Here is a 26,746-nt window from a genome sequence, read left to right as displayed (position 1 = left end):
TGCCTGGCCTTGCCGCCGAGAGGGGAATCGGCTGCGGGTACGAAGATCATGGCCGCTACGCTGTGTCGCCGACGGAGCGTCAGTGCACCAGGTCAACAGGACAGCGGCACACGAGGAATGGGGCGGGAAGCGGCCATGATGGGACCAGCACACTCACTGTCGGGGGCTGCGGCCTGGCTCGGCGTCGGAGCGGCCGCCGCCGCGGCCGGACACCCGATGCCCTGGCCGGTCCTGCTCGTCGGCGCCCTGATCTGCGCCGGCGCCGCGCTTGCCCCGGACCTCGACCACAAGGCGGCCACCATCTCGCGGGCCTTCGGGCCGGTCTCCCGATGGATCTGCGAGATCGTCGACAAGCTGTCGTACGCCGTCTACAAGGCCACCAGGAAGAAGGGCGACGCACGCCGCACAGGTGGCCACCGCACGCTCACCCACACCTGGCTGTGGGCGGTCCTCATCGGCGCGGGCAGCTCCGCGGTGGCGATCGCCGGGGGCCGCTGGGCGGTCCTCGCAATCCTGTTCATACACATGGTGCTGGCGATCGAGGGCCTGTTGTGGCGGGCGGCGCGCGGCTCCAGCAGCGACATCCTGGTCTGGCTGCTCGCCGCGACCAGCGCCTGGATTCTCGCGGGGATCCTGGACAAGCCGGGCAACGGCTCCGACTGGCTGTTCACCGCGCCCGGGCAGGAGTACCTGTGGCTGGGCCTGCCGATCGTGCTGGGCGCGCTGGTGCACGACATCGGGGACGCGCTGACCGTGTCGGGATGCCCGATCCTGTGGCCCATCCCGGTGGGCCGCAAGCGCTGGTACCCGCTGGGCCCGCCGAAGGCGATGCGGTTCCGGGCGGGCAGCTGGGTCGAGCTGAAGGTGCTGATGCCCGTGTTCATGCTGCTCGGGGGAGTGGGCTGCGCGGCGGCCCTCAACGTGATCTGACGCACCTCGCCCGCTCAGGTGGCCTCGCCCGACTCCGCCCCGCCGTACCGGCGCTCGAACCGGGCGATGCGGCCCTCGGTGTCCACCGTGCGGGCCTTGCCCGTGTAGAAGGGGTGGCTCTCGGAGGAGATCTCCACGTCGATCACCGGGTAGCTCTGGCCGTCGTCCCACTCGATGGTCTGCTCGCTGCGCGCCGTGGACCGGGTGAGGAAGGCGTATCCGGCGGCGCGGTCGCGGAAGACCACCGGGTGGTAGTCGGGCTGCTTGTCCTGCTGCATCGCGGCTCCTCGCGCGGGGCGGTCGGACAGGGGGCGTCCCGGTGGTCAGCCGGAGAGGGAGTCCTCGTCGACGATGTGCATCGCGGCTTCCTCGGCGGAGGCGGCCGCGCCGTCGATGCCGACGTCCGTGGCGACGAGGGCGCTCTCCTCGTCCTCGTGCGCACCTTCGTCGGGTGCGACGAGGCGGCCGGAGCGGAGATGGCCGACCTCGTTGTCCAGGAGTTCCCCGTCGGTGCCGGCGCAGTCGCCGATGCCGTCGTCGTCGGGCGCCAGGGCATCGGGCAGCTCTTCGGCGAGCCGCTGGTCCAGCGTCTGCCCGGTCAGGCGTTCGCTCGCCGTCACTCCGGTGTGCTCCACCGCCCACGGCCGCTCGGGAGGGGACCAGCCCCGGTCGAGGGGATCGTCGACGCCGTCGAAGTCCAGCGTGTCCTCGACGTCGAGCACGCCCGAGTCCTCCCGGATCTCCGAGGCATCGGGCTGGTAGACGTCATCCCCCCATCCGTCGGCGCTGTCCACGGGTACCTCCAGGTGGTGAGGACGGCCTTGTGCCCCCACGAGGGGCAGCGCGCCGTCGGCACGCTCGGCACGGGTTTCACGCGGCGGGAACCGACGGGTTCCCGGGCGCTCCCCGAGCCGGTGCCGCTATCCAGCCTTCCACCCCTGTTCGGCACCGCGCAACGGCACGGGGCGCGGCTTCGGGCCGAACATCCCCACCCAGGCCCGCCCGGGGAACTGGTGACGGGGCCTGACCGCGTCCTCCGACCGGGTGGGCCCACGGACTCCTCCGGGATCGCCCGCGCTCTCCGCAGCGCCGGCGTGGGGCCTCGTCACCCGACCGGACCCGCAGACACAGCCCGCGTCCGCCGGTGCGACCCCGCAGGCGGGCGACGCCGACGCCCTGGCCGGGAGCGGCGGCGCGGCCGACGGCTCGGCGCTGCCCCCTGCGCACCCCTGCACGCCCGACGCCGCTCACCAAGGCCCCCGCCCCCACGCCGGTCCACCGTTTGGTGCGGCTTGCGGTCCGGGTCTCGGTTTCGGTCCACGGTTTGGTCCGGCTTGCGGTCCGGGCTTCGGTTCCGGTCCATGGCCTGGCCCGGCCTGCGGCCCGAGCCTCGCCCCGGTCCACGGCTTGGTCCCAGCTTGGGGCCTCGCCTCGGCTCACGGCTGGTGGACTTGCCTCGGCCCTGGCCTGCGGTTTCGCTCCGGTCCACGATTTGGTCCCAGGCGATGGCCTGGCCTCGGCCGGCTGGTGGATCTGCCCCTGGCCCTGGCCCGCGGTTTCGCCCCGGCTCACGGCTTGGTCCCAGCCCCCGGCCCAGTCTCGGCCCACAGCCGGGTGGACTTGCCCCGACCCCGACCCCGACCCGACCCCGACCCGCCCCCCGGCCCGCGGTCTCGCCCCGGCTCCAGACTCCGGCCCGGCCTGGCCCAGTCTCCGTCCCGTGGCCCTGCCGCGGCCCCGGCTGCCGGCCTCACTCCGCCCCAGGCCTCACATCGTCCCCGGCCTCACCTCACCTCACCCCAGCCTCACCTCGCCCTCCGACCTCACCCAGACCAACTCAGTCCATCCCCGAACCTGCTCACTCCACCCCCCCGACCGCACCTCAACCTCTCACCCATGCCAAGACCGCCACAGCGCCGCATAAGCCCCGTCCGCCGTGACCAGTTCCTCGTGGCTGCCCAGTTCGCTGATGCGGCCGTTTTCCACGACGGCGATCACGTCGGCGTCGTGGGCGGTGTGCAGGCGGTGGGCGATGGCGACCACGGTGCGGCCGTCGAGGACGCGGGCCAGGGAGCGTTCCAGGTGGCGGGCCGCGCGCGGGTCGAGCAGCGAGGTCGCCTCGTCCAGGACCAGCGTGTGCGGGTCGGCCAGCACCAGCCGGGCCAGCGCGATCTGCTGGGCCTGTGCCGGGGTCAGCGCCACCCCGCCGGAGCCGACCTCGGTGTCCAGGCCGTCGTCCAGCGCCCGCGCCCAGCCCTCCGCGTCGACCGCGCCGAGCGCCGCCCACAGTTCGGCGTCGGTGGCGCCGGTGCGGGCCAGCAGGAGGTTGTCGCGCAGGGAGCCCACGAAGACGTGGTGTTCCTGGTTGACGAGGGCGACGTGCGAGCGCACGCGCTCCGCGGGCATCCGGGACAGTTCCGCTCCACCCAGGGTGATGCGGCCGTCCCGGGGCGCGTAGATACCGGCGAGCAGCCTGCCCAGCGTGGACTTGCCGGCGCCGGAAGGGCCGACCAGGGCCAGCCGGGTGCCCGGCGCGACCTTCAGGGAGACCTTGCGCAGCACGTCGACGCCCTCTCGGTAGCCGAAGTGCACCCGGTCGGCGTGCACGTCCCGTCCGCCGGGGGCCAGCGAGGCGTCCCCGGCGTGCGGCTCGATGTCCCGCACGCCGACCAGGCGGGCCAGCGACACCTGGGCGACCTGCACCTCGTCGTACCAGCGCAGGATCAGGTTCACCGGGTCGACGAGCATCTGCGCGATGAGGGCACCCGTCGTCAGCTGGCCCACCCCGATCCAGCCCTGCAGCCCGAAGGCACCGCCGGCCATGAGGACCGAGCCGAGCACGATGACGTGAACGGCGTTGATCACCGGGAAGAGCACGGACCGCAGCCAGAGGGTGTAGCGCTCCCAGGCGGTCCACTCCTTGATCCGCCGCTCCGACAGGGCGATACGCCGATCGCCCAGGCGGTGTGCCTCGATGGTGTGGCCCGCATCCACGGTCTCGGCGAGCGCGGCGGCGACGGCGGCGTACCCGGCGGCCTCCGAGCGGTAGCCGGCGGGCGCCCGCCTGAAGTACCAGCGGCACCCCGCCACCAGCACCGGTACCGCGAGCAGGACGGCGGCCGCCAGCGGCGGCGCCGTCACGACGAGCCCACCGAGCAGCAGCAGCGCCCACACGACACCGATCGCCAGCTGCGGTACGGCCTCCCGCATGGCGTTGGCGAGGCGGTCGATGTCGGTGGTGATGCGGGAGAGCAGGTCGCCCGTGCCCGCCCGCTCCAGCACGCCCGGCGGCAGGCCCACCGAGCGGACGAGGAAGTCCTCGCGCAGGTCGGCCAGCATCCGCTCGCCGAGCATCGCGCCCCGCAGCCGCACCTGCCGGACGAACACGGCCTGGACGAGCAGCGCGAGTACGAACAGCCCGGCGGTCAGCCCCAGATGAAGCTCGCGCGCCCTGTCCGACACGCGCTCGACGAGGCCGCCGAGCAGGTACGGGCCCACCATCGAGGCGACCACGGCCACCGTGTTGACGGCGATGAGGAGCACAAAGGCCCGGCGGTGCCGGCGGAACAGCTCGGCCACGTAGGCGCGCACGGTCGCGGCCGCGCCGACGGGCAGGGTGGTGGCGGTCGTCGGGGCCGCCGGGTCGTACGCCGGTGGCGCAACGCCGATCATGCGCTCTCCTCGATCTCTTTCAGCTCTTCGAGAGCGCCCATCAGGGCGTTCCCGTCGGCCACGTTCTCGTCCAAGGGGTCGGCCAGGGCCATCTCGTCCTCGGTCTCGCGCGTCACCACGGCCCGGTACCGCGGCTCGGAATCGACCAGTTCGCGGTGCACGCCGACCGCCGCGACCGCGCCCTCGTGGACCAGGGCGACCCGGTCCGCTCGGTCCAGCAGCAGCGGCGACGAGGTGAACACCACCGTCGTCCGCCCCGAGCGCAGCCGGTGCAGCCCGTCCGCGATCCGGGCCTCGGTATGCGAGTCGACCGCGGAGGTGGGCTCGTCCAGGACCAGCACCTCCGGGTCGGTGATGAGGGACCGGGCCAGCGCCAGCCGCTGGCGCTGGCCGCCCGACAGTGAGCGGCCGCGCTCGGTGATGCGGGCGTCCAGCGGATCGGCGGCGTCCAGCGACCCCTGGACCAGTGCGTCCAGGACGTCCCCGCACTGCGCGGCCGCCAGCGCGTCCTCGGCGCGTACGGCACCGGAGGAGGGCACGTCCAGCAGCTCGCGCAGCGAGCCGGACAGCAGCACCGGGTCCTTGTCCTGGACGAGGACGGCGGTGCGGGCGCTGTCCAGGGGGAGGTCGTCGAGCGGTACCCCGCCGAGCAGCACCGAGGAGCCCGGCCCGGCGGGGTGGCCGCCCAGCCGTTCCGCGAGCCGCCCGGCGGCGTCCGGGTCGCCGCACACCACGGCGGTGAGCCGGCCGGCGGGCGCGAGCAGACCGGTGGCCGGGTCGTACAGGTCGCCGCCCGGCACCTCGGCCTCGCGTGCCCCTTCGATGTCGGTGCTCCGCCGGAGCGACAGCACGCGTGCCGCGCGTTTGGCCGACGGGCGCGAGAAGGAGTACGCCATGGCGATCTCCTCGAAGTGCCGCAGCGGGTAGTTGAGGACCATGACCGCGCTGTAGACGGTGACGAGTTCGCCGACCGTGATCCGGCCCTGGCGGGCCAGGTGGATGCCGTGCCAGACGACCGCGATCAGCAGCAGCCCGGGCAGCAGCACCTGGATCGCGGAGATCAGCGACCACATCCGGGCGCTGCGCACGGCCGCCTGCCGTACCTCCTGCGAGGCGCGGCGGTAGCGGTCGAGGAACAGTTCCTCGCCGCCGATGCCGCGCAGCACGCGAAGCCCGGCGACGGTGTCCGAGGCCAGCTCGGTGGCCCGGCCCGCCTTCTCGCGCTGGATGTCGGCGCGACGCGTCGCCCGGGGCAGCAGCGGCAGCACTGCGAGTGCCACGACCGGCACGCCCACGGCGACGACCACGCCCAGAGCGGGCTGGTAGACCAGAAGGCCCACGCAGACCACGACGACCGTCAACGCGGCGGCGGTGAAGCGGGAGACGGCCTCGACGAACCAGCCGATCTTCTCCACGTCGCCGGTGGAGACGGCCACCACCTCGCCGGCCGCGACGCGCCGGGTCAGCGCGGAGCCCAGCCGGGCCGCCTGGCCCGCCAGCAGCTGCTGGACACGGGCGGCGGCGGTGATCCAGTTGGTGACGGCTGTCCGGTGCAGGAAGGTGTCGCCGACGGCGATCCCCGTACCGCACAGCGCCATCAGGCCACCCGTCAGGGCCAGCCGGGTGCCGGAACGGTCGATGACCGCCTGGACGGCGAGACCGACGCAGAAGGGCAGCGCGGAAACGGAGACGAAGTGCAGCAGGCCCCAGGCCAGCGACTTGAGCTGGCCGCCCATCTGGTTGCGCCAGAGCCACCACAGGAGGCGAGGACCCGAACGCGCGTCGGGTACGCCCGGGTCGGAATACGGAAGGTCTTGAATCTGCATGACGTCCCAGTGGCTCGTGTCAGGGAGGGGGAGGCGGCGGCAACAAGCTGTGAAAGGTTCGCGTCGCAGAGTGGTGAATTTCAAACGGTTTTCCCCGACGGCCGCCGAGATCCGCGGGGTTCCGGCCGGCAGTCCTCTTCCGGTGACACGGTCGTCCAGCAGGCCCGTAGCCCGGTGAGCCGAATGCTCGGAAGATCGCACGATGCGTCGGAACGAGATGCCACCATGGGGCGCGTGCAGATCGATGGTGTGCGGCGTGTGACGGTCGCGATGGCGGCTTTCGGAACCTTTTTGGCGGCCCTTTCCGCGTGCGGCGCGTCGGGACGCGGCAGCGGCGAGCCGAAACCCGGCGGCCAGGCCGTGCAGTCCACTGCGGCCAGTCGCGGCTCGCACCGCATCATCCCGGGCGTCGGCGCCCGCCTTCAGCGGCGGATTCCGACCGACTCCGGCCAGGTGGTGGCCGTCTACGGCGACGGCAAGGACTCGGCGGACTCCACGGTCGTGCTCTACGCCAGGCGCGGCGCGGTGTGGCAGCGGATCCGCAGTTGGGCGGCACACAACGGCAAGAAGGGCTGGACCACCGACCACCGCTCCGGCGACCGGCGCAGCCCCGTCGGCGTGTTCACCCTTACCGACGCGGGCGGTGTACTCAAGGATCCGGGCGCCGGGCTGCCGTACACGCGGGACCCTGCCTTCGCCGCCCCGCGCTCGTGGGCCAAGCCGTACTGGCACGACTTCGACTACGTCATCGCCATCGACTACAACCGCGTCAAGGGCACCCCGCCGAACGACCCGACGCGCCCCGAGGGTGAGGAGAGGGGCGGGAACATCTGGCTGCACATGGACCACGGCAGTGGTACGTCGGGCTGCGTCACCATGTCCAAGCCGGCCATGGAGTACCTGCTGCGCAGGCTCGACCCGGACCGGCATCCTGTGGTGGTGATGGGAGACAGAGCGGACCTGATGAGCTAGTACGGATGGCGGAACGCCTCATTGCGGGGCGGACCCATCTCCCCGTAGAACACCGGCCATGAGAAGACGGTTAGTCATGTCCATGCTCGCCGGGGCTGCCCTCCTGGCGAGCACGTTCTTCGGTACCGGGGCCACCGCTGCTCAAGCGGCACCCCACGCTGCCTCCGGCGTTCCGGCCGAGTTCGGCACCGACTGGCACGATCCGGTGACCGCCGCCCCGCCCGTCGACCGGCCGCACACCAAGTCCTGCCAGGTCACCCTCGCCGAGGTCCAGTTCCGCGACTTCACCCCGTACCGGGGCGCGTACACACCGCCGAAGGGCTGCGGCGACCGCTGGAGCAAGGTCGTCCTGCGCCTCGACGGCAAGGTGAAGGGCCGTCAGTACGACCGCCTCGGCTATCTGCACGTGGGCGGTGTCGAGATCCTGCGCACCTCGACGCCCGAGCCGTCACCGGACGGCATCGAGTGGCACGTGGAGAAGGACGTCACCCGCTACAGCGACACCTTCCGCGCCCCGCAGGGCGTCGAGATGCTCATCGGGAACGTCGTGGACGACACCTACACCGGCGTCATCGACGTCAAGGTGACGCTCACGTTCTACGCGGGCCGCCCCGAGACCCCCGCCCCCGACCGTGTCCTCACCCTCGCCGACACGCCCGACGGCACGACCCTCACCACCCCGCGCAACAGTGAGCGCATCGTCGCGGAGGTGTACGCCACCGGATCCGGCGGCGGCTGCGAGGAGTTCTGGTACCTGACCGTGGCCGACCCGGCGTCGTACTCCTGCAAGGCCGACCACGGGCCGTACCGCGAGGTGCAGATCAAGGTCGACGGGCAACTGGCCGGCATCGCCGCGCCGTTCCCGAACGTGTGGACCGGCGGCTGGTCCAACCCCTTCCTCTGGTACGTCATCCCGGGCCCGCGCGCCTTCGACGTCCGGCCCGTCGAGTACGACCTGACGCCGTTCGCCGGGCTTTTCAACGACGGTCGGCCACACCGCGTCGAGGTCTCCGTCGTCGGCGTGCCCGCAGGACAGGCCGGCTGGAGCACCCCCGTGAACGTACTGGTCTGGCAGGACGCGCACCGCGCCCAGGTCGGCGGCGCGCTCACCGCGGACAAGGCGACCGGCATCGCCAACTCCTCGGTCCACACGCCCGGTACGGAGAACCGCGTCGACACCGAGGCCGGACACCGGCTCGCCGTCTCCGGATACCTCGACACCTCGCACGGCCGGGTGACCACCACCGTCACCCGCACGCTCGCGAACAGCTCGACGCACCGCTGGACCGATGGCGAGAGCACGGACGGACTGGACGCGACGTGGACGGACGACGAGACGGTCAAGGCGGACGGACCGGGCCCGGCGCGGACGGCGCACACGCACCGGACGTACACGATGAACGGCGCCACGACCCTCGGCACGGACAACCGGCTGCGCACCGTGCTGACTCTCGGCGACCGGGCGACGGCCGTCGAGCGGCAGGGCGGCCGGCGTCTGACGTGGACGCGGCTCGACGACACCTACAGCGGCGACGCCACGTACACGATCAATGTCCCGCGCGACCAGCGGCACGCGGTCGGCACCTCCGGCGAGCGCTACCGCCTGCACGGCCCGGACGGCTGCTACGACCGTTCGCTGACCACGGTTCAGGGGGTGCTGACCGAGGACCGCAACCGCTGCTGAGGCCCGCGGTGTGGAGTGCGCCACACGCGGCGTGATTTACACGGCTGTGACAAGGGTGTCTCGGGCGCGATCAATGGCTCCTCCAGGGTGATCGACACGGAAGCCGCTTTCCGTATCGCAGAAGTCCCGTCCGGTTTCTGCGAGTCGACGTCCCCCTCTAGGAGTGCCCGTGCCGCAGTCCGTACCGTCTCTGCCGCGACGCGTCGCACGCATACTGCGAACCTCTGTCTTCGCGCAGGTCGCCTGCGCGCTCGTGCTCGGCATCGTCGTCGGGAAGCTGTGGCCGGACTCGGCCACGGCTTTCCAGCCGCTCGGCGACGGTTTCGTGCGCCTGATCAAGGCGGTGATCTCGCCGCTGGTGTTCTGCGTGGTCGTCGTCGGCATCGCCAAGGCCGGTGACCTGAAGGCCTTCGGGCGGATCGGGCTCAAGGCCCTGATCTGGTTCGAGGTCGCGTCCACGGCCGCGCTGCTGATCGGCCTGGTCGCCGCCAACGTGGTCGGACCCGGTTCCGGCATGCATGTCGACCCGGCCAAGCTCGACGCCTCGGCGCTCGACCGGCAGACCCAGGGCGGAGCGCTGCCCTCGACCACCGAGTTCATCCTTGACGCGCTGCCCAACAGTTTCGTCGGCGCCTTCGCCGACAACGCGCTGCTCCAAGTCCTCGTGCTGGCCTGCCTGGTGGGCGCCGCCCTGCTCCACCTCGGCCACACCAGGGTGCCGAAGATCCTGCCCGCGATCGAGCAGGTGCAGGAGGTCGTCTTCGCGGTCGTCGGCTTCGTCATGCGGCTCGCCCCGCTCGCCGTTTTCGGCGCGATGGTCCACCTCGTCGGCCAGTACGGGCTGGGTGTCATCAAGACCTACGGCAAGCTCATCGTCCTGTGCTACGCCGTCGCCGCCCTGTTCCTCGTACTGCTCGCCGTCGCGCTGCGGCTGGTCAGCGGGCTGAGCCTGTGGAAGTTCGTGCGCTACACCCGCGAGGAGCTGCTGCTCGCGCTCGGCACCGCCTCCAGCGAGACCGTGATGCCGCGCATGATGCAGAAGCTGCGCCAGGCGGGCTGCCGGGACGACGCCGTGGGCCTGGTGCTGCCCACCGGCTACTCCTTCAACCTCGACGGCGCCTCGATCTACCTCTCTGTCGGGACCCTGTTCATCGCGCAGGCCGTGGGCGTCGACCTCAGCCTCGGGCAGCAGGTCACCGTCGTGCTGGTGCTCATGCTGACCAGCAAGGGCATGGCGGGCGTGCCCGGTTCGGCCTTCCTCGCGCTGTCCGCGACCGCGAGCTCCCTCGGCGTCATCCCCGCGGGGGCGGTCGCCCTGCTGCTCGGCGTCGACCGGATCATGGACTCGATGCGCGTCACCACGAACCTGCTCGGCAACTGCGTCGCCGTCTTCGCGGTGTCCCGCTGGGAGGGCGCGCTGGACACCGTACGGGCGAAGAAGGTGCTGGACGGCGAGATCGCGTTCGTGCCGGAGCAGGCGGCACAGGCCGACGCCCCCGCCGACCCCGAGAAGGCGGCGCAGGCCGACGCCGCCGTGCCGGTGCCTTCCGGCAAGGAGCCCGCTCCCGAGGCCGGCTGACCCGCACCCGAACCGCACGCAGCCCCCGCTCCGACCTCCTGGAGCGGGGGCCGCGCCCGTTCAGCAGGGCTTGGCCGTCTCGCCGTCGATCAGCGAGTCCAGCAGCACCCCGAGCACCTCGCGCTCCTTCTCGGTCAGCGGAGCGAGGATCTCCTCGGCCGCCGACCGGCGCGCGCCACGCAGCTCGCGCAGGGCCGCCCGGCCCTCGTCCGTCAGCTCGATCCGGGTCACCCTGCGGTTCGTCGGGTCCGGCACCCGGCGCACCTTGCCGCTCGCCTCCAGCCCGTCGACCAGCGTCGTCACCGCGCGCGGCACCACCTCCAGGCGCTCGGCGAGGTCGGCCATGCGCGGGGGTGAGCCGTAGTGCGCGAGGGTGCGCAGCAGCCGGGACTGGGCCGGGGTGACGCCCAGGTCGCGCCGCTCCAGGTGGCGCTTCTGGATGCGGTGCACCCGGCGGGTGAGCCGCAGCAACTGCTCGGCGAGCAGGCCGTCGGGATCGGGGGTGCTCATGCGGGAACAATATCAGGATGCCGTTCATTGTGAGTATAGGTAACAATGAGCTACGATCCGTCAGTCATCGTCGGCCGCTGTCTGCGCCGGCGCCCGTTCCCCTCCGTAGGAGCCCATGCATCCCGACCGTGAACCCTCCTGGACCCCGCCTGCCGACGCCAGAGAACAGCCCCGGCAGGTGCGCCGCATCCTGAAGCTCTTCCGCCCCTATCGCGGGCGGCTCGCGATCGTCGGCCTCCTTGTCGGGGCCTCCTCGCTGGTCTCGGTGGCCACGCCGTTCCTCCTGAAGGAAATCCTCGACGTCGCGATCCCCGACGGCCGCACCGGCCTGCTGAGCCTGCTCGCGCTCGGCATGATCCTCAGTGCCGTCCTCTCCAGCGTCTTCGGCGTGCTCCAGACGCTGATCTCGACCACCGTCGGCCAGCGCGTCATGCACGATCTGCGCACCGCCGTCTACGGCCGCCTGCAGCGCATGTCGCTCGCCTTCTTCACCCGCACCCGCACCGGCGAGGTGCAGTCCCGCATCGCCAACGACATCGGCGGCATGCAGGCCACCGTCACCTCCACCGCCACCTCCCTGGTCTCCAACGCCACCAGTGTCGTCGCCACGATCGTCGCGATGGCCGCCCTGGACTGGCGCCTCACGATCGTCTCGCTGCTCCTGCTCCCGGTGTTCGTGTGGATCAGCCGCCGCGTCGGCAACGAACGCAAGAAGATCACCACCCAGCGGCAGAAGCAGATGGCCGCGATGGCCGCCACGGTCACCGAGTCGCTGTCCGTCAGCGGCATCCTGCTCGGCCGCACCATGGGCCGCTCCGACTCGCTCACCTCGTCCTTCGCCGAGGAGTCCGAGCGACTGGTCGACCTCGAGGTGAAGTCGAACATGGCCGGCCGCTGGCGCATGGCCGTGATCACGATCGTCATGGCCGCGATGCCCGCCGTCATCTACTGGACCGCGGGTCTCGCCCTCCAGTTCGGCGGCCCGCAGGTCTCGCTCGGCACCATCGTCGCCTTCGTCTCGCTCCAGCAGGGCCTGTTCCGCCCGGCCGTGAGCCTGCTGGCGACCGGCGTCCAGATCCAGACCTCGCTCGCGCTCTTCCAGCGCATCTTCGAGTATCTGGACCTGCCCATCGACATCACCGAGCGCGAGCAGCCGGTCCACCTCGACCAGATCAAGGGCGAAGTCCGCTTCGAGGACGTGGAGTTCCGCTACGACGCCAAGGGCGGGCCGGTCCTCGACGGCATCGACGTCACCGTCCCGGCCGGCGGCAGCCTCGCGGTCGTCGGCCCGACCGGCGCCGGCAAGTCCACACTCGGCTACCTGGTGCCCCGGCTCTACGACGTCACCGGCGGCCGCGTCACCATCGACGGCGTCGACGTGCGCGACCTCGACTTCGACACCCTCGCCCGCGCGGTGGGCGTCGTCTCGCAGGAGACGTACCTCTTCCACGCCTCGGTCGCCGACAACCTCCGCTTCGCCAAGCCGGACGCCACCGACGAGGAACTGCACGCGGCCGCCCGGGCTGCCCAGATCCACGACCACATAGCCGGGCTGCCCGACGGCTACGACACCGTCGTCGGTGAGCGCGGGCACCGCTTCTCCGGCGGCGAGAAGCAGCGCCTGGCGATAGCCCGCACCATCCTGCGCGATCCGCCGGTCCTCATACTCGACGAGGCGACCAGCGCCTTGGACAACCGCACCGAAGCCGCGGTGCAGGATGCCATCGACGCCCTGTCGGCCGACCGGACCACCGTGACCATCGCCCACCGGCTGTCCACCGTCCGTGGTGCCGGCCAGATCGTGGTCCTGGACTCCGGCCGGGTCGCCGAGCGGGGCACACACGAGGAACTGCTGGAGCTGGACGGGCGGTACGCGGCCCTGGTCCGCCGGGACGCGCAGCTGGAACCCGCGAGCTGAGGCCGCAACCCCGGCCGACGAGGCTGGCGATATGTCGGGTTTGCGGCGATGGGCGTATTACCGTGCCCGCATGCAGACGAACACTCCACCACGGAGCACGACGCGACTGACGCGCCGGGGCAGGCTCGTCCTCCTTGTGACCGGCGCCGTCCTGGCCGGCTCCGCCGTGGCGGTGCCGCTGCTGATCCTGGGGAGCGGCCACGAGGAGGCGAAACCCCAGATGCTCGTCATCCCGGAGGGCTGGCGCGCGAGCCAGGTCTACGACGCCGTCGACAAGGCCCTGAAGCTGCCCCCGGGCAGCACCCGGAAGTCCCTCGGCAAGGTCGGCCTGAAGCTGCCGAGCGAAGCCGTGGGCAACCCCGAGGGCTACCTCTTCCCGGCGACGTATCCCGTGGAGAAGGGCGCCACCCCCGAGTCGCTGCTGAAGTTCATGGTCGACACGGCCAACGGGAAGTTCAGCGGGGCACCGGTCGCGGCCGGGGCGCAGCGCAACGCGATGAACGTCTACCAGACCGTCACCATCGCCAGCATCGTCCAGGCCGAGGCCGCCACCAAAGCCGACATGGGGAAGGTCGCGCGGGTCGTCTTCAACCGGTTGCAGCGGGGCATGCCCCTGCAGATGGACTCCACCATCAACTACGTGCTGAACCGCACCACCGTGCACACCAGCGTCGACGACACCCACCTGCAGAGCCCGTACAACTCCTACCAGCGCATGGGCCTGCCGCCCACCCCGATCGACAACCCCGGCGAGGACGCGATGCGCGCCGCGCTCAACCCGCCGCCCGGCGACTGGCTGTACTTCGTCACGATCAAGCCCGGCGACACCCGTTTCACCGCCGACTACTCCGAGCACCTGCGCAACGTGGCCCAGTTCAACGCCGGTCACCAGGCAACGGGGCAGCCCCGGGACTCGAGCCGGAGCCCGCAGCAGCTTCCGGTTACACAGCCGCCCCGCTGAGCCGGCGGGACGTCACGCGGCGACCGGCTCCTCGGCCAGCAGCCGTCTGATGTCCCGTACGGCCGCGCGTCCGGCGCGGTTGGCGCCGATGGTGCTGGCCGAGGGGCCGTAGCCGACGAGATGGATACGCGGATCGACGACCGCGCGGGTCTCCTCGACCCGGATCCCGCCGCCCGGCTCGCGCAGCCTGAGCGGCGTCAGATGATCGAGAGCGGCCCGGAAACCGGTCGCCCAGAGGATGACGTCGACGGCAACGTGCCGACGGTGTCCGCCGTCGCTCCACTCCACCCCCTCCGGGGTGATCCGGTCGAACATCGGCTGCCGGTCCAGCACGCCGTCGGCCAGGCCTTGCCGGATCGCGTCGTTGAGCGGCAGTCCCGTGACCGAGACCACACTCCGCGGGGGCAGCCCCTGCCGTACCCGCTCCTCCACCAGCGCCACGGACGTACGGCCGGCCTCCTGGTCGAACGGACCCTCGCGGAAGACCGGGGGCCGCCGGGTCACCCAGGTGGTGGCGGCCGCGTACGGGGCGATCTCCAGCAGGTGCTGGGTACCGGACGCACCGCCGCCCACGACCACGACCCGCCGGCCGGTGAACTCCTCGGGCCCGGGGTACTGCGCGGTGTGCAGCTGCCGTCCCCGGAAGGTCTCCTGGCCGGGATAGCGGGGCCAGAACGGCCGGTTCCAGGTGCCGGTGGCGTTGATCAGCGCCCGGGTCGACCAGGTGCCGTCCGAGGTCTCCACGAGCAGCCGCCCGCCCTCGCCCTCGTGCACGGACCGCACCTCGACGGGGCGCCGTACCCGCAGGTCGAAAGTGCGCTCGTACCGGTCGAAGTACGCGCCGATGACCTCCGCCGAGGGCCGTGCCGGATCGGCGTCCGTCAGCTCCATGCCGGGCAGGGAGTGCATCCCGTGCACCTTGCCGTACGTCAGCGACGGCCAGCGGAACTGCCAGGCGCCGCCAGGCCCGGGGGAGCGGTCGAGGACCACGAAGTCGCGGTCCGGCTCGAAGCCGGTGCGCCGCAGGTGATAGGCGCTGGACAGTCCGGCCTGTCCAGCGCCTATGACGACTGCCTCGACCTCGCGTGTCTCGTTCACGCTCCTGCCAACAGCGGGCCGGCCACCGATCTTCCCGGCCGTTCAGCGCCCGCCATCAGCCTTGGCGTCAGTCGTCGACGGCGGCAGGCCGCCGTTGAACCGTGTGTCCACGAAGTCGCCGAAGTCCACCTTCTTCGGGATGAGCTTCAGCTCGGTGAAGGCGTCGGCGATCTGCTGCTCGGAGGCGACGAGCGGCTTGTCGACGGCGACCGGCACACGGGTGGAGTTGGTGCGCTTCACGGAGGCCAGCGCCACCTCGTACGGCAGCCCGGTGTCCTTCGCCCACACCTTGGCCCACTCCTCCTGGTGGCCGTGCACCCAGGCCTGCGCGCGCCGCAGCCGCGTCAGGTAGTCCTTGATCGCGGCCGCCTTCTTCGGGTTCTCGAGGGCGGCGGGCGCGGCCACCTGGAAACTGAGTCCGTTGGTCACGCCTTCGCCGGTGGTGAGCACACGGCCCTGCTTGGCCTGGAGGATCTGGGAGGTGTACGGGTCCCACACCGCCCATGCGTCGACCTTGCCGGAGGTGAACGCGGCGAGCGCGTCGGCCGGTTGCAGGTACTTGACCTTGACGTCGTTCAGGCCGAGGCCGGCCGCCTTGAGGGAGGCGACCAGCTGGTAGTGCGCGGAGGAGCCCTGCGCCACGGCGATCGACTTGCCCTTGAGCTGCCCCGGCCCGGTCAGCTTCGAGCCGTTCGGCACGAGGACGGCGTCGCCCTCGGACGTCCCGTGCCAGGCGGCCACCACCGAGATCTCCGAGCCGGCGCCGGCCGCGAAGACGGGCGGGGTGTTGCCGACACCGCCGATGTCGACGGCCTTCGCGTTGACGGCCTCCAGCAGCGGCGGGCCGGAGGTGAAGGTCGACCACTTGATCTTGTAGTCCAGGTTCTTCAGCTCACCGGCGGCCCGCAGAATGGCCTCCGAACCGCCCTTCTGGTCACCGACGTCGAGAGTGACGGACCCCGAGCCGTCGGTGCCGGTGCCGGCGGACGCGTTCCCGCCGCAGGCGGTGAGCAGGAGCGCGAAGGGGAGGAGCAGTGCGGCGGGGACGAGGCGTCGTCGCATGGCGGTTCCGTTCGTGTGCAGGGGGAGTCGGGCGGGGGAGTCCGGGATCGAGCGGGGTGGTCAGGCGGCTTCGGCGGCCGTGTGGACGCCGAGCCGTTCCAGCAGTCCGGCGCGCAGTCCGGCGAACCGGGGGTCGGTGATCTCGCGCGGCCGGTGCAGGTCGATGCGCTGTTCGTGGGCGATGCGGCCGGAGTCCATCACCAGGACACGGTCGGCGAGCAGCACGGCCTCCTCGACGTCGTGCGTGACCAGCAGCACGGCGCAGCCGCGGCGCTGCCACAACTCGCCGACCAGACGCTGCGCCTTGATCCGGGTGAGCGCGTCGAGCGCGCCGAACGGCTCGTCGAGCAGCAGCAGATCGGGCTCGCGCACCAGCGCACGGGCGAGGGAGGCCCGCTGTGCCTCGCCCCCGGAGAGCGTCTTCGGCCAGGCGTCGCTGCGGTGGCCGAGCCCCACCTCGTCCAGCGCCCGTTCGGCGACGGAGCGTTCGGGACGCCCGGGCAGGCCGAGCAGCACATTGCGCCACACCTTCTTCCACGGCATCAGCCGGGGCGCCTGGAAGGCGACGGCCCGGCGCCGGGAGACGAGAGCGGTGCCCTCGATGTCCCGGTCGAGGCCGGCGAGGATGCGCAGGAGCGTGGACTTGCCGCAGCCGCTGCGACCGAGCAGGGCGACGAACTCGCCGGGCTCGATGTCGAGCCGGAGGTCGTCGATGACGGCTCGGCCGTCGAAGGAGCGGGTCAGCCCCTCGACACGCACAGCCTTGGCGGCCCCGGTGGCCGCGGGGCTCACCGCCCGGTGAACGTCGGTCGCCATTGCAGCAGCAGCCTTTCGAGGGAGCGGACGATGAAGTCGGCGAGCAGCCCGAGGAAGGCGTAGACGATCAGGCAGACCACGATCACGTCGGTCCGCAGGAAGTCTCGCGCCTGCACCATCAGGAAGCCGATGCCTGCGTCGGCGTTGACCTGCTCGGCGAAGACCAGTGCGAGCCAGGCGATGCCGAGCGAGTAGCGCAGCCCGGTCAGGGCTCCGGGCAGCGCGCCAGGCAGGACCACATGGCGCACCAGCCCCCACCGGCCCAGCCCCAACGACTCACCGGCCTCGATGAGTTGGGAATCGACACCGCGGATGCCGGCGTACACGTTGAGATACAGCGGGAACGTCACGCCCAGCGTGATGATCGCGATCTTCGGTGCCTCGCCGATGCCGAACCAGATGATGAACAGCGGGATGAGACCGACGAACGGCACCGTCCGCAGCATCTGCACCGGCGCGTCCACCAGGTCCTCGCCGACCCGGAACAGCCCCGAGACCAGGGCGAGTCCGGTGCCGGTCACGGTGCCGAACAGCAGCCCGGCCGCGACGCGGCGCAGCGAGGTGCCCATGGCCGAGGGCAGCGAACCGTCGGCGACCAGATCCCAGCCGACCTGGGCGATCCGGCCCGGCGGGGCGAGCACGCCGGAGGCCAGCACGCCGGTGCTGCTGAGGAGTTGCCAGAGGGCGAGCAGCAGAAGCGGGCCCGCGGTACGCCGCAGCCAGCGGGGGACGCGGGTCCGTCGGGAGGAGGCGGGAACGAGGGGCTGGAGGTCCGGTGCCGCGTGCCCGGGTTCCTCCGGTCCGGCTTCGACAGACTTCGATATGCCGGAAATATCGGGTTCGGGGGAGTTGGGTGGGGCATGGCTGATGCTCATGGATGCTCCACGACAAAGGAGAGAGCGGGGCGAAGGGTATGGCCCGGCGCCGCCGCGTCACGCCCGCCTCAGGGACGGATCACGGGTGACGTGCGGGTACGACGGCGGACCGTACTGAAGGGGAGAACGGAGTCAGGGCGTCAGCGGCCGCGGCGACACGCGGCGGAGGCCACCCGCAGCAGGTCGATGTGACCGCGCGTGGTGAGCAGGGCTGAACGCAACATGCGGCAGAAATTAGCCAGGTGGGCGCGGAACGGTCAACGGTGTCTCGCCCTGTGGACCCCTCGTATCGGAAACGGTCGTGCCAGGGACGTGTGAAATGCGGCGCATGGGCCAGGATTGGTGGCATGTCAGATGCCTTCACCACTCGGATGCTGAACGTCGCCACCGGCTCCCGGGAGCGGGTTGTCGACCTGACCTCCGACTGCGAGGACTTCCTGCGCGAGGCGGCGGCCGACCGCGACGGCCTGCTGAACATCTTCGTGCCCCACGCGACCGCCGGCATCGCCGTCATCGAGACGGGCTCCGGCAGCGACGACGATCTCCTGGCCGCCCTGCACACCCTGCTCCCCGCCGACGACCGCTGGCAGCACCGGCACGGCAGCCCAGGACACGGCCGCGACCACGTCCTCCCGGCCCTCGTCCCGCCGCACGCGACCCTTCCGGTCATCGGCGGGCGGCTGGAGCTGGGCACCTGGCAGTCGGTGTGCCTCGTGGACACCAATAAGGACAATGTCGACCGTCAGGTTCGACTGAGCTTCCTGGGCTGAGCAGGATGGTCCTGGGCGTGGCCGCCGAATCTCCGTACCTGCGTGCTCGAAACGGCGGGTTGCCGGGCGTCCAGGGGGCAGTGGGCTGGCGAAGTGGTCGACTCCGTAAGTCGTTCGGGGGTCGACGCCGGGTAGAGCCTGTGCAGGCGTTGGTCAGCAGTCGGAATCGTCAGGCGTTCGAGGGATGGGAGCGACTCTCCGGGCTCTCGGCGAACAGGCCGGTGTGCCGGCCGGAGCCCATAGAGCCTGCCTGACCGGTCTTGGCTGATGCGGACGGCTCTGGGCACAACGCCTCGGAGCCGGCTGCCGCGGGGTCAGCTGCCTCGCAGACCGTTCAGCAGCTGCGCGACATGACTGCTGGCTTGGTCGGGGTCGAGGGGGGCGTGGCCGACCAGGAGGCGGTACCAGAAGGGGCCGAAGACCAGGTCGGTGGCGTGTTCGAGGTCTAGGTCGGCTGGTAGTTCGTCGCGGTCGATTGCGGCGATGAGCATTCTGGTTACCACGGTGCGGCGGCTCTGTACCCACTGGCGGAAGTGTTCGGCGAAGGCCGGGTCCAATTGGGCTTCGGCCATCAGCCCGCGCAATGCTCTGCCTCGCAGCGGGTATGCGCTGATGCGGTAGAGGTCGGAGATGAACGAGGTCAGGTCGCCGGCGACTGTCCCGGTGTCTGGTTCTGGTACGCGTGTGACGACCGTGTGCGTGTAAGCGTCCATGACCAGGGCGCCTTTGGACTTCCACCACCGGTACACGGTGCTTTTGGCGACGTTCGCGTGTCGAGCCACGCCTTCGATGGTCAGGGCGCCGTAGCCGGCCGCCTCCAGCAGTTCGGCGGCGGCGTCCAGGACGGCCCGGCGTGCATCCTCGCTGCGGACGCGGCCGCCGGTGCGGACGGGGCGGGGGTTCTGTTCGGGGGAGTCCTTCGTAGCCACAGTGCTCACTGTAAGTGATGTGCTACGTTTTCAAAACGCGACGTAGCGTTTCGATTAATGAGGGGGCGGAACATGAGCACGATCATCGTGTCGCACGGCTTTGGCATGACCAATCAGGACCACTGGTACCCCTACCTGCGGGACGAGTTGGGCGCTGCCGGCCATCAGGTGCGCATCCCACAGCTGCCGGAGCCTCAGGCGCCTCAGGCGGACGCCTGGCTCAAGGCGCTGGCCGCCGAGACGGCTGTGTCCCCGGCCGCCGACACCGTACTGGTGGGCCACAGCCTCGGCGGGGTCAATGTGCTGCGGCTACTGGAAAAGCACAACGTGGACGCCGAAGGCCCCTATGCGGGTGTGGTCCTGGTGGCTTCGATGGCCGGCGAGGTCGGCTACGACGCACTCGCGGGGTTCTTCGAGCCGGACTTCGAATGGGCGCGGATCCGCCGCGCCGCCAGGACGTTCCGGATCCTGCACGCCGCAGACGACCCGGTCACCGGAGCGGCAACCAGCGAGCACATCATGCGGTTCGTCACCGAGTTGGGCGCCACGGCCACGGTCACCGCGACAGGCGGCCACTTCCCCAGCACCGGGGCGAGCCGACGGCAACTGCCCGAAGCGATCCGGTTGGTCAACGACAGCGTGCCCAGCTGACCCGGTATCGACGAACGCGAGCCCGGGGCCGCCTGCCTGCCTCCCTGAACATGCCGCAGGCAGGCGGCCTGCTGTCTCACTTCACCGAGACCGCGTGCACAGTGCCGCGACACCGCAGGCAATGACTTGTAGCCCGCTCAGACCCCGGCGGCGCTCGGCTTCACGGGCACAGCGGCGCACATAGTCATGACAGAGGGCGGCTCGATCCTGGGGGATGGATGGTGAATGACAGGCCCACTGCCCGCCCGAGTGTCTCGGACCTGGCGGGACCGGTTCGCCCAGCAGGGCCTGCCAGGCCTGGTCGACCGCAAGCGCACCGGTTCGCCCGCCCGCCTTCAGTCCCTTGCAAGCCGCCCAGGTCGAGCCAGCCGGGGAACGCTGCCTGCCGTTCGGCATCTGAGGTGTAGGGCCGCTGGTGGGCCCATTCCCTGAGCGGGGTGAGGTCGAGAGCGGTGTGCAGCCAGGCGTAGCCGGTCCCGGTCCGGTTGCGCCAAGGCGGCTGGGTCTGGCTGCCCCTCAGATCGGCATCTCCCGCGCGGCGGCCGCCGTCCAGCCCACCGACGGCCGCCTGCGAAACGGCCGGCCGGCTCCCCGCCTCCCACGCCGCCGTCGTCCTCTCCGTCGCCCGCACTCAGGCCCAGATGGAACAAGCTGCCGCTCCGGTCTGCTGCGGTGCCGACCACGACCCGGCCGGGGCACCCGGATCGCCTCCAGAACCGGCAGACATCTTTTTTCCCGGCAGGGGTGTCGGTGGGACCACCCCTCATCCGGTGTCCAGGCCCAGCGACGAGAAGCTCCGAGAGCGGGAGGATTCACATCGTCGGCAACGAACCGGCGAGGAACCCACCACACGGACCGCAGGGGGACACCCATGAAGGAAACCATTGCCAGGCGCCTGACGGGCCTTGCAGGCATCGCCACTGCGGCGGCCTTCATGGTCGAAGTACCCTTGTACTTCATCTACTCCGGCTCGCCCCCCGATACGAACGTCCTGGCCAGGCTGTTGGTCGGAATCCTCGCGCTGGCGTTCCTGATCGTGTTCGTGACGGCCTTCCGTGAACTGGTCAAGGCGGCGGACCCCGCTTACGAATGGGTCGGCACGATGGCCTTCGCCACCGGACTGGTCTACGCGACGATCACCCTGGTCTCCAGCGGGCTGGAAGCCGGCGCGGTCATCGCCGCCGAGCACCCGATCGACCCGACCATCACAGTCAGCGGCACCTACATTCTCTACGGGGCGATCGGCCGACTCATGCTCGCACTCTTCCTGACCGCCGTGGGTTACGGAATCTCGCGTACGAACCTGCTACCGCGCTGGACCGGCCGTTCTGCCTTCGTCCTGGCAGGGGTCAACCTGGTCTTCGTACCGTCCCTGTTCTTCGGCAACACGCCCGCACACTTCTACGCGGCGAACGGCTGGGGCACCACCGCCCTGATGGGGGCGATCCTCAGCTACTGGATGCTCGCCCTGGGCATCTCCACCTACCGCAGCGCCACGCGACGTGCGCCCGCCGGCCCACCGGCTCCGCAGTACTGACGCCGCCCGCCCAGAAGACGGCCGCGGTTCTGTCGCGCCGCTGGATACGCTCGGGGCGTGGACCGATGCAGCAGAAAGCCGGACGATACGTTCGGCGAGGAAGCGTGGGGCGAGCTGTCGCCCCGGGCGGCCCGGGCCCTGTGGTGGGGGTCGGCCGGTCTGGTGCTCGTCGTCCTCGGCACCTCGGTGCTCCTCGCCGGCGCGGAGCGCGGTGGACGACTGCCCGTGGCCGTGGCCCTGGTCCTCGCGCAGGCCTGCGCCCTGAGGTGGCAGGCTCGCACCCCGGTCGCCGTACTGGCTGTGAACGCGGCGACGGGGCTCGCGGTGTGGGCGCTGCTGCCCGCGGTGACCTTCACGGGGGCGCTGCTCGCGGCGCAGGTCGCGCTGTGCGTGTTGTCGGCCACCAGGCCGCGGCAGGTATCGGTACGGACGCTCGCGGCGATGTGTCTCCTGGCGCCACTGGCATTCGTGGCGGGTGGCGACGTGGGTCTGACGGTCTATCTGCTGGCGGTTGTCCTGGCGTGGACCGCTGGGCAGTGGCGCAGGGCGCAGCAGGCACGGGCGAGGGCGGAGATGCGCCGGGCTGTGGTGGAGGAGCGTGCGCGGATTGCGCGGGAGGTGCACGACGTCGTGGCACACACCTTGTCGGTCATGGTTGTTCAGGCGGGCGCCGCCGACGACGTTTTCGGCGAAAGGCCCGAACAGGCCCGTCAGGCGCTGCGGGCCATCGAGACGGGCGCGCGCTCGGCGCTTGGCGAGCTGCGCCTGCTGCTTCGCGCGTTCCGGCCCGATGCGGGGGAGGACAGGGGCGGTGAGCAGCGGGAGCCGGGGCCCTCGCTCGTGCGCCTGGATGAGCTGGCCGACACCGTGCGCGCGACCGGAATGACCGTGCACGTGCACCGTGAGGGCGCCACCGACGAGCTGCCGGCCGCGGTGGACCTGGCGGCGTACCGGATCGTTCAGGAGGCCCTCACCAACACGCTGCGCCACGCGGCCGGCGCCGACGAGGTGAGCGTGCAGGTGACGGCCGAAGGGGAGTGCGTGAAGGTCACGGTGACGGACAACGGGCGGACGCCGCAGGGTCGGTCGGCCGCAGCGGGAGCGGGACGCGGTCTGGTCGGGATGAAGGAGCGCGCACGGCTCGTGGGCGGCAGCCTGCGCGCCGGTCCGCTGCCCGGAAGCGGGTTCGAGGTGGTGGCGCAGCTGCCGGTGGAGCGCGCCTCATGACGCTGCGCGTGGTGGTGGCTGACGACCAGGCCCTGGTCCGTACCGGATTCCGCATGATCATCGACGCGCGGGACGACCTCGAGGTGGTCGGTGAGGCGTCCGACGGCCAGGAGGCGGTGCGGCTGACGCGGGACCTGGCGCCCGACGTGGTGCTGATGGACGTGCGCATGCCCATCGTGGACGGCATCGAGGCGACCCGGCAGATCGCGGAGTGCGGCAGCCGGTCCCGGGTGCTCGTGCTGACCACCTGGGACGTGGACGCGCACGTGGTCGCCGCACTGCGGGCCGGGGCGAGCGGCTTCCTGCTGAAGGACATCCGCCCCGCCGAACTCGTCGACGCGATCCGCCTCACCGCGCGCGGCGACGCGCTGCTGGCGCCGGCCGTGCTGAGCCGCGTCCTGGACCGGTTCCTGCGCACCGTGCCCGACCCGGCGCCGCCGCCCTCCCTGCAGGACCTCTCCGGCCGCGAGCGGGAGGTGCTCACCCTGATCGGGCAGGCGCTGTCGAACGCGGAGATCGCCGAGCGGCTGAACCTGTCGGAAGCCACCGTCAAGAACCATGTCACCGCGGTGCTGCGCAAACTGGGCCTGCGCGACCGCGTCCAGGCCGTCGTCGCCGCCTACGACCACCGCCTCGTGCAGCCGCGCCGCCCCTGACGGCGGACCGCGCACCCCTGCCTGCCCGGCCTCCTCCTCAAGGATGAGACCGGGCCGCGGTCCTCCTGCGTTCCCAGTGCCAGTCCATTCCCGTGGCTGATCCGCAGCCGGGGTGTGCGGCCATAGCGTCGACGTGTGAACGACGACCTGGCCTGCCTCATGTATCTGCTCGCCCACGACGACGCGGCCGAAGGCCCCTACGACCGTTCCCGGACCCAGCTGCTGGTCCGTGCCGCCGCCCTGATCGACCTCGCGGTGCGCGGCCGGCTGGGGGAAGACGGCGGCACGGTCACCGTGTCCGGCACACAACCGACCGGCGACCCCGTCCTGGACGGCGTTCTGCGCGACGCCGCCGCCGGGCACGGCTGGAAGCACCTCGTGCGCCGCCACCGCAAGCAGACCCTGACCCAGGTGGAAGACCGGCTCGCCGCGGCGGAACTCCTCACCGTAAAGGCACCTCGCACCCGCTTCGGCACACGGCGGCTGACCGTGACGGACCACGCCCTGCCCGCCGCACTCCGCGCCCGCGTGTCCACAGCGCTGCACGGGGACACCCCCGTGCAGGAGATCCCCGCCTCCGACGCTGCGCTGCTGGCGCTTGCCGCGGCGGGCGGCATCCGCTCGGTCGTCTCCCGGCAGAGCCAGAAGACCTTCCGGGCCCGGATCGACGCCTGCACCGAGCGTCTCGCCGCCCTCGCACCCGGCCTGGAGAACGCCGTACGCGCCCTGCCGACGACCATGATCGCCGCGCAGGGCGGCATGGGCGGCAGCTGACCGGACAGGGAGATGATGAGCAGGCACCGCGTCCTGACCACCCTGGGCTGCGCCCTGACCGCCCTGCTCGCGACGGCCTGGTCCGCAGTCCCACCGACCCAGCCCGCCCGGCCCGCCACCGCCACCACGGTACGCACCCACGACGGCCCGGTGCGGGGCGCCGCCCACGACGGCTACCGCACCTTCGAGGGCATCCCCTACGCGGCGCCCCCGGTCGGCAGGCTGCGCTGGGCGCCGCCCCACCGCCCCACCCCCTGGTCCCGGGTACGGGACGCGACCCGACCCGCGAGCGCCTGCCCGCAGCCGGCCGGCGAGGTGCCCGGCGGCAGCACCGAAGAGGACTGTCTCTACCTGAATGTCACGACACCCGACGGCGCGGGACCGGCACGTCCCAGGCCGGTGATCGTGTGGCTGCACGGCGGCGGCTTCACCACCGGAGCGGGCAGTTCGTACGACGCCCACCGCATGGCCACCCGCGGCGACGTCGTGGTCGTCACCGTCAACTACCGCCTCGGAGCCCTTGGCTTCCTCGCGCACCGCACGCTGCCCGGCTCCGGCACCTTCGGCCTGGCCGACCAGCAGGCGGCACTGCGCTGGGTCCGCGCCGAGATCGGCGCCTTCGGCGGCGACCCCCACAACGTGACGCTGGCCGGCGAGTCGGCGGGCGGCTACAGCGTCTGCACCCAGCTCGCCTCACCCGCCGCCGCGGGGCTCTTCGACCGGGCGATCATCCAGAGCGGCCCGTGCACAGGCCGCCCCGACCGGCCGTTCGCCCCATCCTCCGTTCCCCTGTCCACGGCGCGTGCCGCGGGCGCGGACCTCGCGGCAAAGGTCGGCTGCGGCTTCGCCCGCGACGTCCCGGCCTGCCTGCGGCGCGTGGACGTCTCCCGTCTGATCGCGGCCCAGGACACCGATCAACAGCCCGCCCACGCCACCCCGTTGCTGCCCAGTGATCCCGCAGCGGCGATCGCCGCCGGCCGCTTCCACCACATCCCCGTGCTCATCGGCAACAACCACGACGAGGGCAACGGCTGGGCCGCCGGGATCGTCCAGGCAGGCCATCCCGTCACGCCCGACACCTGGCCCGACGTCGTGGCCTCCTTCTTCCCCTCCCCGGGCCAGGCGAAGGCGATCGTCCGTGAGTACCCGGTGCACCGCACCGACGGCGGCCCGGTGTTCGGCACGGTCATCGGCGACGCCGACTTCGCCTGCCCGACCGCGCGCACCGACAGCCTGCTCGCCGCCCATGTGCCCGTCTGGCGCTACGAGTTCGCCGACGAGCACGCCCCGCCGCTCACCTCAAGCACGCCGCCGTTCCCGCTCGGCGCACCGCACGCGAGCGAACTGCCCTACCTGTTCGACCTGGGCGGCCGCCCCCGCGACCTGACCACGGCACAGCACCGGCTGGCCGACACCATGATCGACTACTGGACCCGCTTCGCCCGCACCGCCGACCCGAACGGCCCGCTGTCGCCGCACTGGCCCCGCCAGACGGTCCTGTCCCTGGCGCCGGACCACATCGTCCCCACCCGCACAACACAGCCCCGCCACCACTGCGCATTCTGGAACGCCCTCGGTTGACCACGGAGACGACCGCCGTGAGGGTCCGACGACCCGGCCGACGGACCCTCACACCGCGGACCCGCGGGGTCAGCCCAGCTCGATGTCACCCGAGCGGGGCAGACCTTCGAGCGCGTGCCACTCAAAGCAGCCACCCGATGCGGTGGAGAGAGTCTCGGGGGCCGCGGTGAGCGCAGTCGGCTCCGCACGGCCAGTCGCCACAGGCGGCGGCCTGGCGGACGGATCAGGTCAGTCCCACTGCTCGTCCGCCAAAGAGCTGACCGGCTGCGGCTTGCCGATGACGGCGAGGGCGATGAAGAAGCTGATCTGGCCGATCGCGATGGTCAGGGTTGCCAGCGCCTTCTCGTCGTAGTGCCTGGCCACCTCGGCATACAGCTCGTCGGAGACACGCTCCCTGCCGTGCGGGGCGGGCTGGAGTGTGGCCTCCACCAGAGCCAGCGCAGCACGCTCGGCATCGCTGAAGTACGGAGCGTCCTGCCACGAGGAGACGGCGGTGATGCGCTCCTCCGAGACCCCGGCCTTGCGCAGGAAACCGGTGTTCAGGACCGTCAGGTAGGTGTTGCCGACGATCTGCCCGGCACGCAGGTGGACCAGGCTCATCGTGGTACGCGGCACCGACCGGTTGCCCGTGGCACGGAACAGAGCCGCGCTGATGTCGTTCAGCTCGGGCACGAACTCGGCCGGGTTCGGCATCCGGGAGATCGAGGTGTCCGTCATG

The 26,746-nt window shown here is 71.5% G+C and carries 25 protein-coding genes; 13 read left to right on the top strand and 12 right to left on the bottom strand.

Going from position 1 to position 26,746, the window contains the following annotated elements; all coding sequences use genetic code 11:
• Positions 1-135 precede the first annotated feature (135 nt).
• The gene (locus AQI88_RS28070; RefSeq protein WP_067004427.1) at positions 136-930 is read left to right on the top strand and encodes a metal-dependent hydrolase; all 795 of its coding nucleotides are present in this window, start codon (positions 136-138) and stop codon (positions 928-930) included.
• Between the two features lie 14 nt (positions 931-944).
• Here AQI88_RS28070 and AQI88_RS28065 read toward each other — a convergent pair whose 3' ends face one another.
• From AQI88_RS28065 to AQI88_RS28050, 4 genes are all read right to left on the bottom strand, one after another.
• Positions 945-1,208 carry a type B 50S ribosomal protein L31 gene (locus AQI88_RS28065; RefSeq protein ID WP_067004425.1) on the bottom strand — a complete coding sequence of 88 codons (264 nt, stop codon included), beginning with the start codon at positions 1,206-1,208 and terminating at the stop codon, positions 945-947.
• A gap of 45 nt (positions 1,209-1,253) precedes the next feature.
• A complete protein-coding gene (locus AQI88_RS28060) occupies positions 1,254-1,724 on the bottom strand; it encodes a DUF5709 domain-containing protein (RefSeq protein ID WP_067004423.1) in 471 nt (156 codons plus the stop codon).
• A gap of 1,096 nt (positions 1,725-2,820) precedes the next feature.
• Entirely contained in the window at positions 2,821-4,602 is a 1,782-nt protein-coding gene (locus tag AQI88_RS28055; RefSeq protein WP_067004420.1) for an ABC transporter ATP-binding protein, read from the bottom strand.
• On the bottom strand, positions 4,599-6,428 hold the full coding sequence (locus tag AQI88_RS28050; RefSeq protein ID WP_067004418.1) for an ABC transporter transmembrane domain-containing protein: 1,830 nt from the start codon (positions 6,426-6,428) through the stop codon (positions 4,599-4,601). Before AQI88_RS28050 ends, AQI88_RS28055 begins: the two co-directional genes overlap by 4 nt.
• A gap of 225 nt (positions 6,429-6,653) precedes the next feature.
• On the opposite strand from AQI88_RS28050, the gene AQI88_RS28045 reads away from it, so the two are divergent.
• From AQI88_RS28045 to AQI88_RS28035, 3 genes are all read left to right on the top strand, one after another.
• Complete coding sequence (locus AQI88_RS28045) at positions 6,654-7,400, top strand: L,D-transpeptidase family protein (protein WP_067004416.1); 747 nt, start codon at positions 6,654-6,656, stop codon at positions 7,398-7,400.
• A gap of 58 nt (positions 7,401-7,458) precedes the next feature.
• Positions 7,459-9,084, top strand: a complete 1,626-nt coding sequence (locus AQI88_RS28040) for a peptide-N4-asparagine amidase (protein ID WP_244184361.1) — start codon at positions 7,459-7,461, stop codon at positions 9,082-9,084.
• 169 nt (positions 9,085-9,253) lie between these two features.
• Positions 9,254-10,663, top strand: a complete 1,410-nt coding sequence (locus AQI88_RS28035) for a cation:dicarboxylate symporter family transporter (protein WP_067004412.1) — start codon at positions 9,254-9,256, stop codon at positions 10,661-10,663.
• A 60-nt stretch (positions 10,664-10,723) separates the two neighbouring features.
• Here the strand turns inward: AQI88_RS28035 and AQI88_RS28030 are convergent, their stop codons facing one another.
• On the bottom strand, positions 10,724-11,173 hold the full coding sequence (locus tag AQI88_RS28030; RefSeq protein WP_067004410.1) for a MarR family winged helix-turn-helix transcriptional regulator: 450 nt from the start codon (positions 11,171-11,173) through the stop codon (positions 10,724-10,726).
• Between the two features lie 115 nt (positions 11,174-11,288).
• Between AQI88_RS28030 and AQI88_RS28025 the strand changes: the two genes are divergently transcribed.
• A complete protein-coding gene (locus AQI88_RS28025) occupies positions 11,289-13,091 on the top strand; it encodes an ABC transporter ATP-binding protein (RefSeq protein WP_067004408.1) in 1,803 nt (600 codons plus the stop codon).
• A 70-nt stretch (positions 13,092-13,161) separates the two neighbouring features.
• Positions 13,162-14,052 carry an endolytic transglycosylase MltG gene (gene mltG / locus AQI88_RS28020; protein WP_067004406.1) on the top strand — a complete coding sequence of 297 codons (891 nt, stop codon included), beginning with the start codon at positions 13,162-13,164 and terminating at the stop codon, positions 14,050-14,052.
• Positions 14,053-14,064: 12 nt separating this feature from the next.
• Here the strand turns inward: mltG and AQI88_RS28015 are convergent, their stop codons facing one another.
• From AQI88_RS28015 to AQI88_RS49120, 5 genes are all read right to left on the bottom strand, one after another.
• Positions 14,065-15,150, bottom strand: a complete 1,086-nt coding sequence (locus tag AQI88_RS28015; RefSeq protein WP_067004404.1) for an NAD(P)-binding domain-containing protein — start codon at positions 15,148-15,150, stop codon at positions 14,065-14,067.
• Between the two features lie 42 nt (positions 15,151-15,192).
• Positions 15,193-16,212: an ABC transporter substrate-binding protein gene (locus AQI88_RS28010; protein WP_067004402.1), complete on the bottom strand. Its 1,020-nt coding sequence runs from the start codon at positions 16,210-16,212 to the stop codon at positions 15,193-15,195.
• 60 nt (positions 16,213-16,272) lie between these two features.
• Positions 16,273-17,028, bottom strand: a complete 756-nt coding sequence (locus AQI88_RS28005) for an ABC transporter ATP-binding protein (RefSeq protein WP_067004400.1) — start codon at positions 17,026-17,028, stop codon at positions 16,273-16,275.
• Positions 17,001-17,903: an ABC transporter permease gene (locus AQI88_RS28000; protein ID WP_067004398.1), complete on the bottom strand. Its 903-nt coding sequence runs from the start codon at positions 17,901-17,903 to the stop codon at positions 17,001-17,003. The genes AQI88_RS28005 and AQI88_RS28000 overlap by 28 nt, the downstream gene beginning before the upstream one ends.
• Positions 17,904-18,043: 140 nt before the next feature.
• On the bottom strand, positions 18,044-18,127 hold the full coding sequence (locus AQI88_RS49120) for a putative leader peptide (protein WP_313884353.1): 84 nt from the start codon (positions 18,125-18,127) through the stop codon (positions 18,044-18,046).
• Between the two features lie 123 nt (positions 18,128-18,250).
• Between AQI88_RS49120 and AQI88_RS27995 the strand changes: the two genes are divergently transcribed.
• Entirely contained in the window at positions 18,251-18,673 is a 423-nt protein-coding gene (locus AQI88_RS27995; protein WP_067004396.1) for a secondary thiamine-phosphate synthase enzyme YjbQ, read from the top strand.
• Between the two features lie 314 nt (positions 18,674-18,987).
• Here AQI88_RS27995 and AQI88_RS27990 read toward each other — a convergent pair whose 3' ends face one another.
• A complete protein-coding gene (locus AQI88_RS27990) occupies positions 18,988-19,602 on the bottom strand; it encodes a TetR/AcrR family transcriptional regulator (RefSeq protein ID WP_067004394.1) in 615 nt (204 codons plus the stop codon).
• A gap of 72 nt (positions 19,603-19,674) precedes the next feature.
• Between AQI88_RS27990 and AQI88_RS27985 the strand changes: the two genes are divergently transcribed.
• From AQI88_RS27985 to AQI88_RS27960, 6 genes are all read left to right on the top strand, one after another.
• Entirely contained in the window at positions 19,675-20,253 is a 579-nt protein-coding gene (locus tag AQI88_RS27985) for an RBBP9/YdeN family alpha/beta hydrolase (RefSeq protein ID WP_067004392.1), read from the top strand.
• An 871-nt stretch (positions 20,254-21,124) separates the two neighbouring features.
• Complete coding sequence (locus tag AQI88_RS27980; RefSeq protein ID WP_067004390.1) at positions 21,125-21,790, top strand: hypothetical protein; 666 nt, start codon at positions 21,125-21,127, stop codon at positions 21,788-21,790.
• A gap of 57 nt (positions 21,791-21,847) precedes the next feature.
• A complete protein-coding gene (locus tag AQI88_RS27975) occupies positions 21,848-23,017 on the top strand; it encodes a sensor histidine kinase (protein WP_208615918.1) in 1,170 nt (389 codons plus the stop codon).
• On the top strand, positions 23,014-23,673 hold the full coding sequence (locus AQI88_RS27970) for a response regulator (protein WP_067004388.1): 660 nt from the start codon (positions 23,014-23,016) through the stop codon (positions 23,671-23,673). Before AQI88_RS27975 ends, AQI88_RS27970 begins: the two co-directional genes overlap by 4 nt.
• A 135-nt stretch (positions 23,674-23,808) precedes the next feature.
• Entirely contained in the window at positions 23,809-24,447 is a 639-nt protein-coding gene (locus AQI88_RS27965) for a GOLPH3/VPS74 family protein (protein ID WP_067004386.1), read from the top strand.
• Between the two features lie 15 nt (positions 24,448-24,462).
• Complete coding sequence (locus AQI88_RS27960; RefSeq protein ID WP_067004384.1) at positions 24,463-26,028, top strand: carboxylesterase/lipase family protein; 1,566 nt, start codon at positions 24,463-24,465, stop codon at positions 26,026-26,028.
• Positions 26,029-26,256: 228 nt separating this feature from the next.
• On the opposite strand, the gene AQI88_RS27955 is transcribed toward AQI88_RS27960, so the two are convergent.
• Positions 26,257-26,745: a carboxymuconolactone decarboxylase family protein gene (locus tag AQI88_RS27955; protein WP_067004382.1), complete on the bottom strand. Its 489-nt coding sequence runs from the start codon at positions 26,743-26,745 to the stop codon at positions 26,257-26,259.
• Position 26,746 lies beyond the last annotated feature (1 nt).

Source organism: Streptomyces cellostaticus (assembly GCF_001513965.1).
In the GTDB taxonomy this organism is placed as follows: Bacteria; Actinomycetota; Actinomycetes; order Streptomycetales; family Streptomycetaceae; genus Streptomyces; species Streptomyces cellostaticus.
Note: the sequence above shows the minus strand (reverse complement) of the source record. Positions and strands in the feature narration are given on the sequence as shown.

What these genes read in the sequence shown, in the direction of transcription:
- AQI88_RS28070 (WP_067004427.1), top strand. Translation starts at nt 136, where the DNA reads ATGATGGGACCAGCACACTCACTGTCGGGGGCTGCGGCCTGGCTCGGC.
- AQI88_RS28065 (WP_067004425.1), bottom strand. Translation starts at nt 1,208, where the DNA reads ATGCAGCAGGACAAGCAGCCCGACTACCACCCGGTGGTCTTCCGCGAC.
- AQI88_RS28055 (WP_067004420.1), bottom strand. Translation starts at nt 4,602, where the DNA reads ATGATCGGCGTTGCGCCACCGGCGTACGACCCGGCGGCCCCGACGACC.
- AQI88_RS28050 (WP_067004418.1), bottom strand. Translation starts at nt 6,428, where the DNA reads ATGCAGATTCAAGACCTTCCGTATTCCGACCCGGGCGTACCCGACGCG.
- AQI88_RS28045 (WP_067004416.1), top strand. Translation starts at nt 6,654, where the DNA reads ATGGGGCGCGTGCAGATCGATGGTGTGCGGCGTGTGACGGTCGCGATG.
- AQI88_RS28040 (WP_244184361.1), top strand. Translation starts at nt 7,459, where the DNA reads ATGAGAAGACGGTTAGTCATGTCCATGCTCGCCGGGGCTGCCCTCCTG.
- AQI88_RS28030 (WP_067004410.1), bottom strand. Translation starts at nt 11,173, where the DNA reads ATGAGCACCCCCGATCCCGACGGCCTGCTCGCCGAGCAGTTGCTGCGG.
- AQI88_RS28025 (WP_067004408.1), top strand. Translation starts at nt 11,289, where the DNA reads ATGCATCCCGACCGTGAACCCTCCTGGACCCCGCCTGCCGACGCCAGA.
- mltG (WP_067004406.1), top strand. Translation starts at nt 13,162, where the DNA reads ATGCAGACGAACACTCCACCACGGAGCACGACGCGACTGACGCGCCGG.
- AQI88_RS28010 (WP_067004402.1), bottom strand. Translation starts at nt 16,212, where the DNA reads ATGCGACGACGCCTCGTCCCCGCCGCACTGCTCCTCCCCTTCGCGCTC.
- AQI88_RS28005 (WP_067004400.1), bottom strand. Translation starts at nt 17,028, where the DNA reads ATGGCGACCGACGTTCACCGGGCGGTGAGCCCCGCGGCCACCGGGGCC.
- AQI88_RS28000 (WP_067004398.1), bottom strand. Translation starts at nt 17,903, where the DNA reads ATGAGCATCAGCCATGCCCCACCCAACTCCCCCGAACCCGATATTTCC.
- AQI88_RS49120 (WP_313884353.1), bottom strand. Translation starts at nt 18,127, where the DNA reads ATGTTGCGTTCAGCCCTGCTCACCACGCGCGGTCACATCGACCTGCTG.
- AQI88_RS27995 (WP_067004396.1), top strand. Translation starts at nt 18,251, where the DNA reads ATGTCAGATGCCTTCACCACTCGGATGCTGAACGTCGCCACCGGCTCC.
- AQI88_RS27985 (WP_067004392.1), top strand. Translation starts at nt 19,675, where the DNA reads ATGAGCACGATCATCGTGTCGCACGGCTTTGGCATGACCAATCAGGAC.
- AQI88_RS27980 (WP_067004390.1), top strand. Translation starts at nt 21,125, where the DNA reads ATGAAGGAAACCATTGCCAGGCGCCTGACGGGCCTTGCAGGCATCGCC.
- AQI88_RS27970 (WP_067004388.1), top strand. Translation starts at nt 23,014, where the DNA reads ATGACGCTGCGCGTGGTGGTGGCTGACGACCAGGCCCTGGTCCGTACC.
- AQI88_RS27960 (WP_067004384.1), top strand. Translation starts at nt 24,463, where the DNA reads ATGAGCAGGCACCGCGTCCTGACCACCCTGGGCTGCGCCCTGACCGCC.
- AQI88_RS27955 (WP_067004382.1), bottom strand. Translation starts at nt 26,745, where the DNA reads ATGACGGACACCTCGATCTCCCGGATGCCGAACCCGGCCGAGTTCGTG.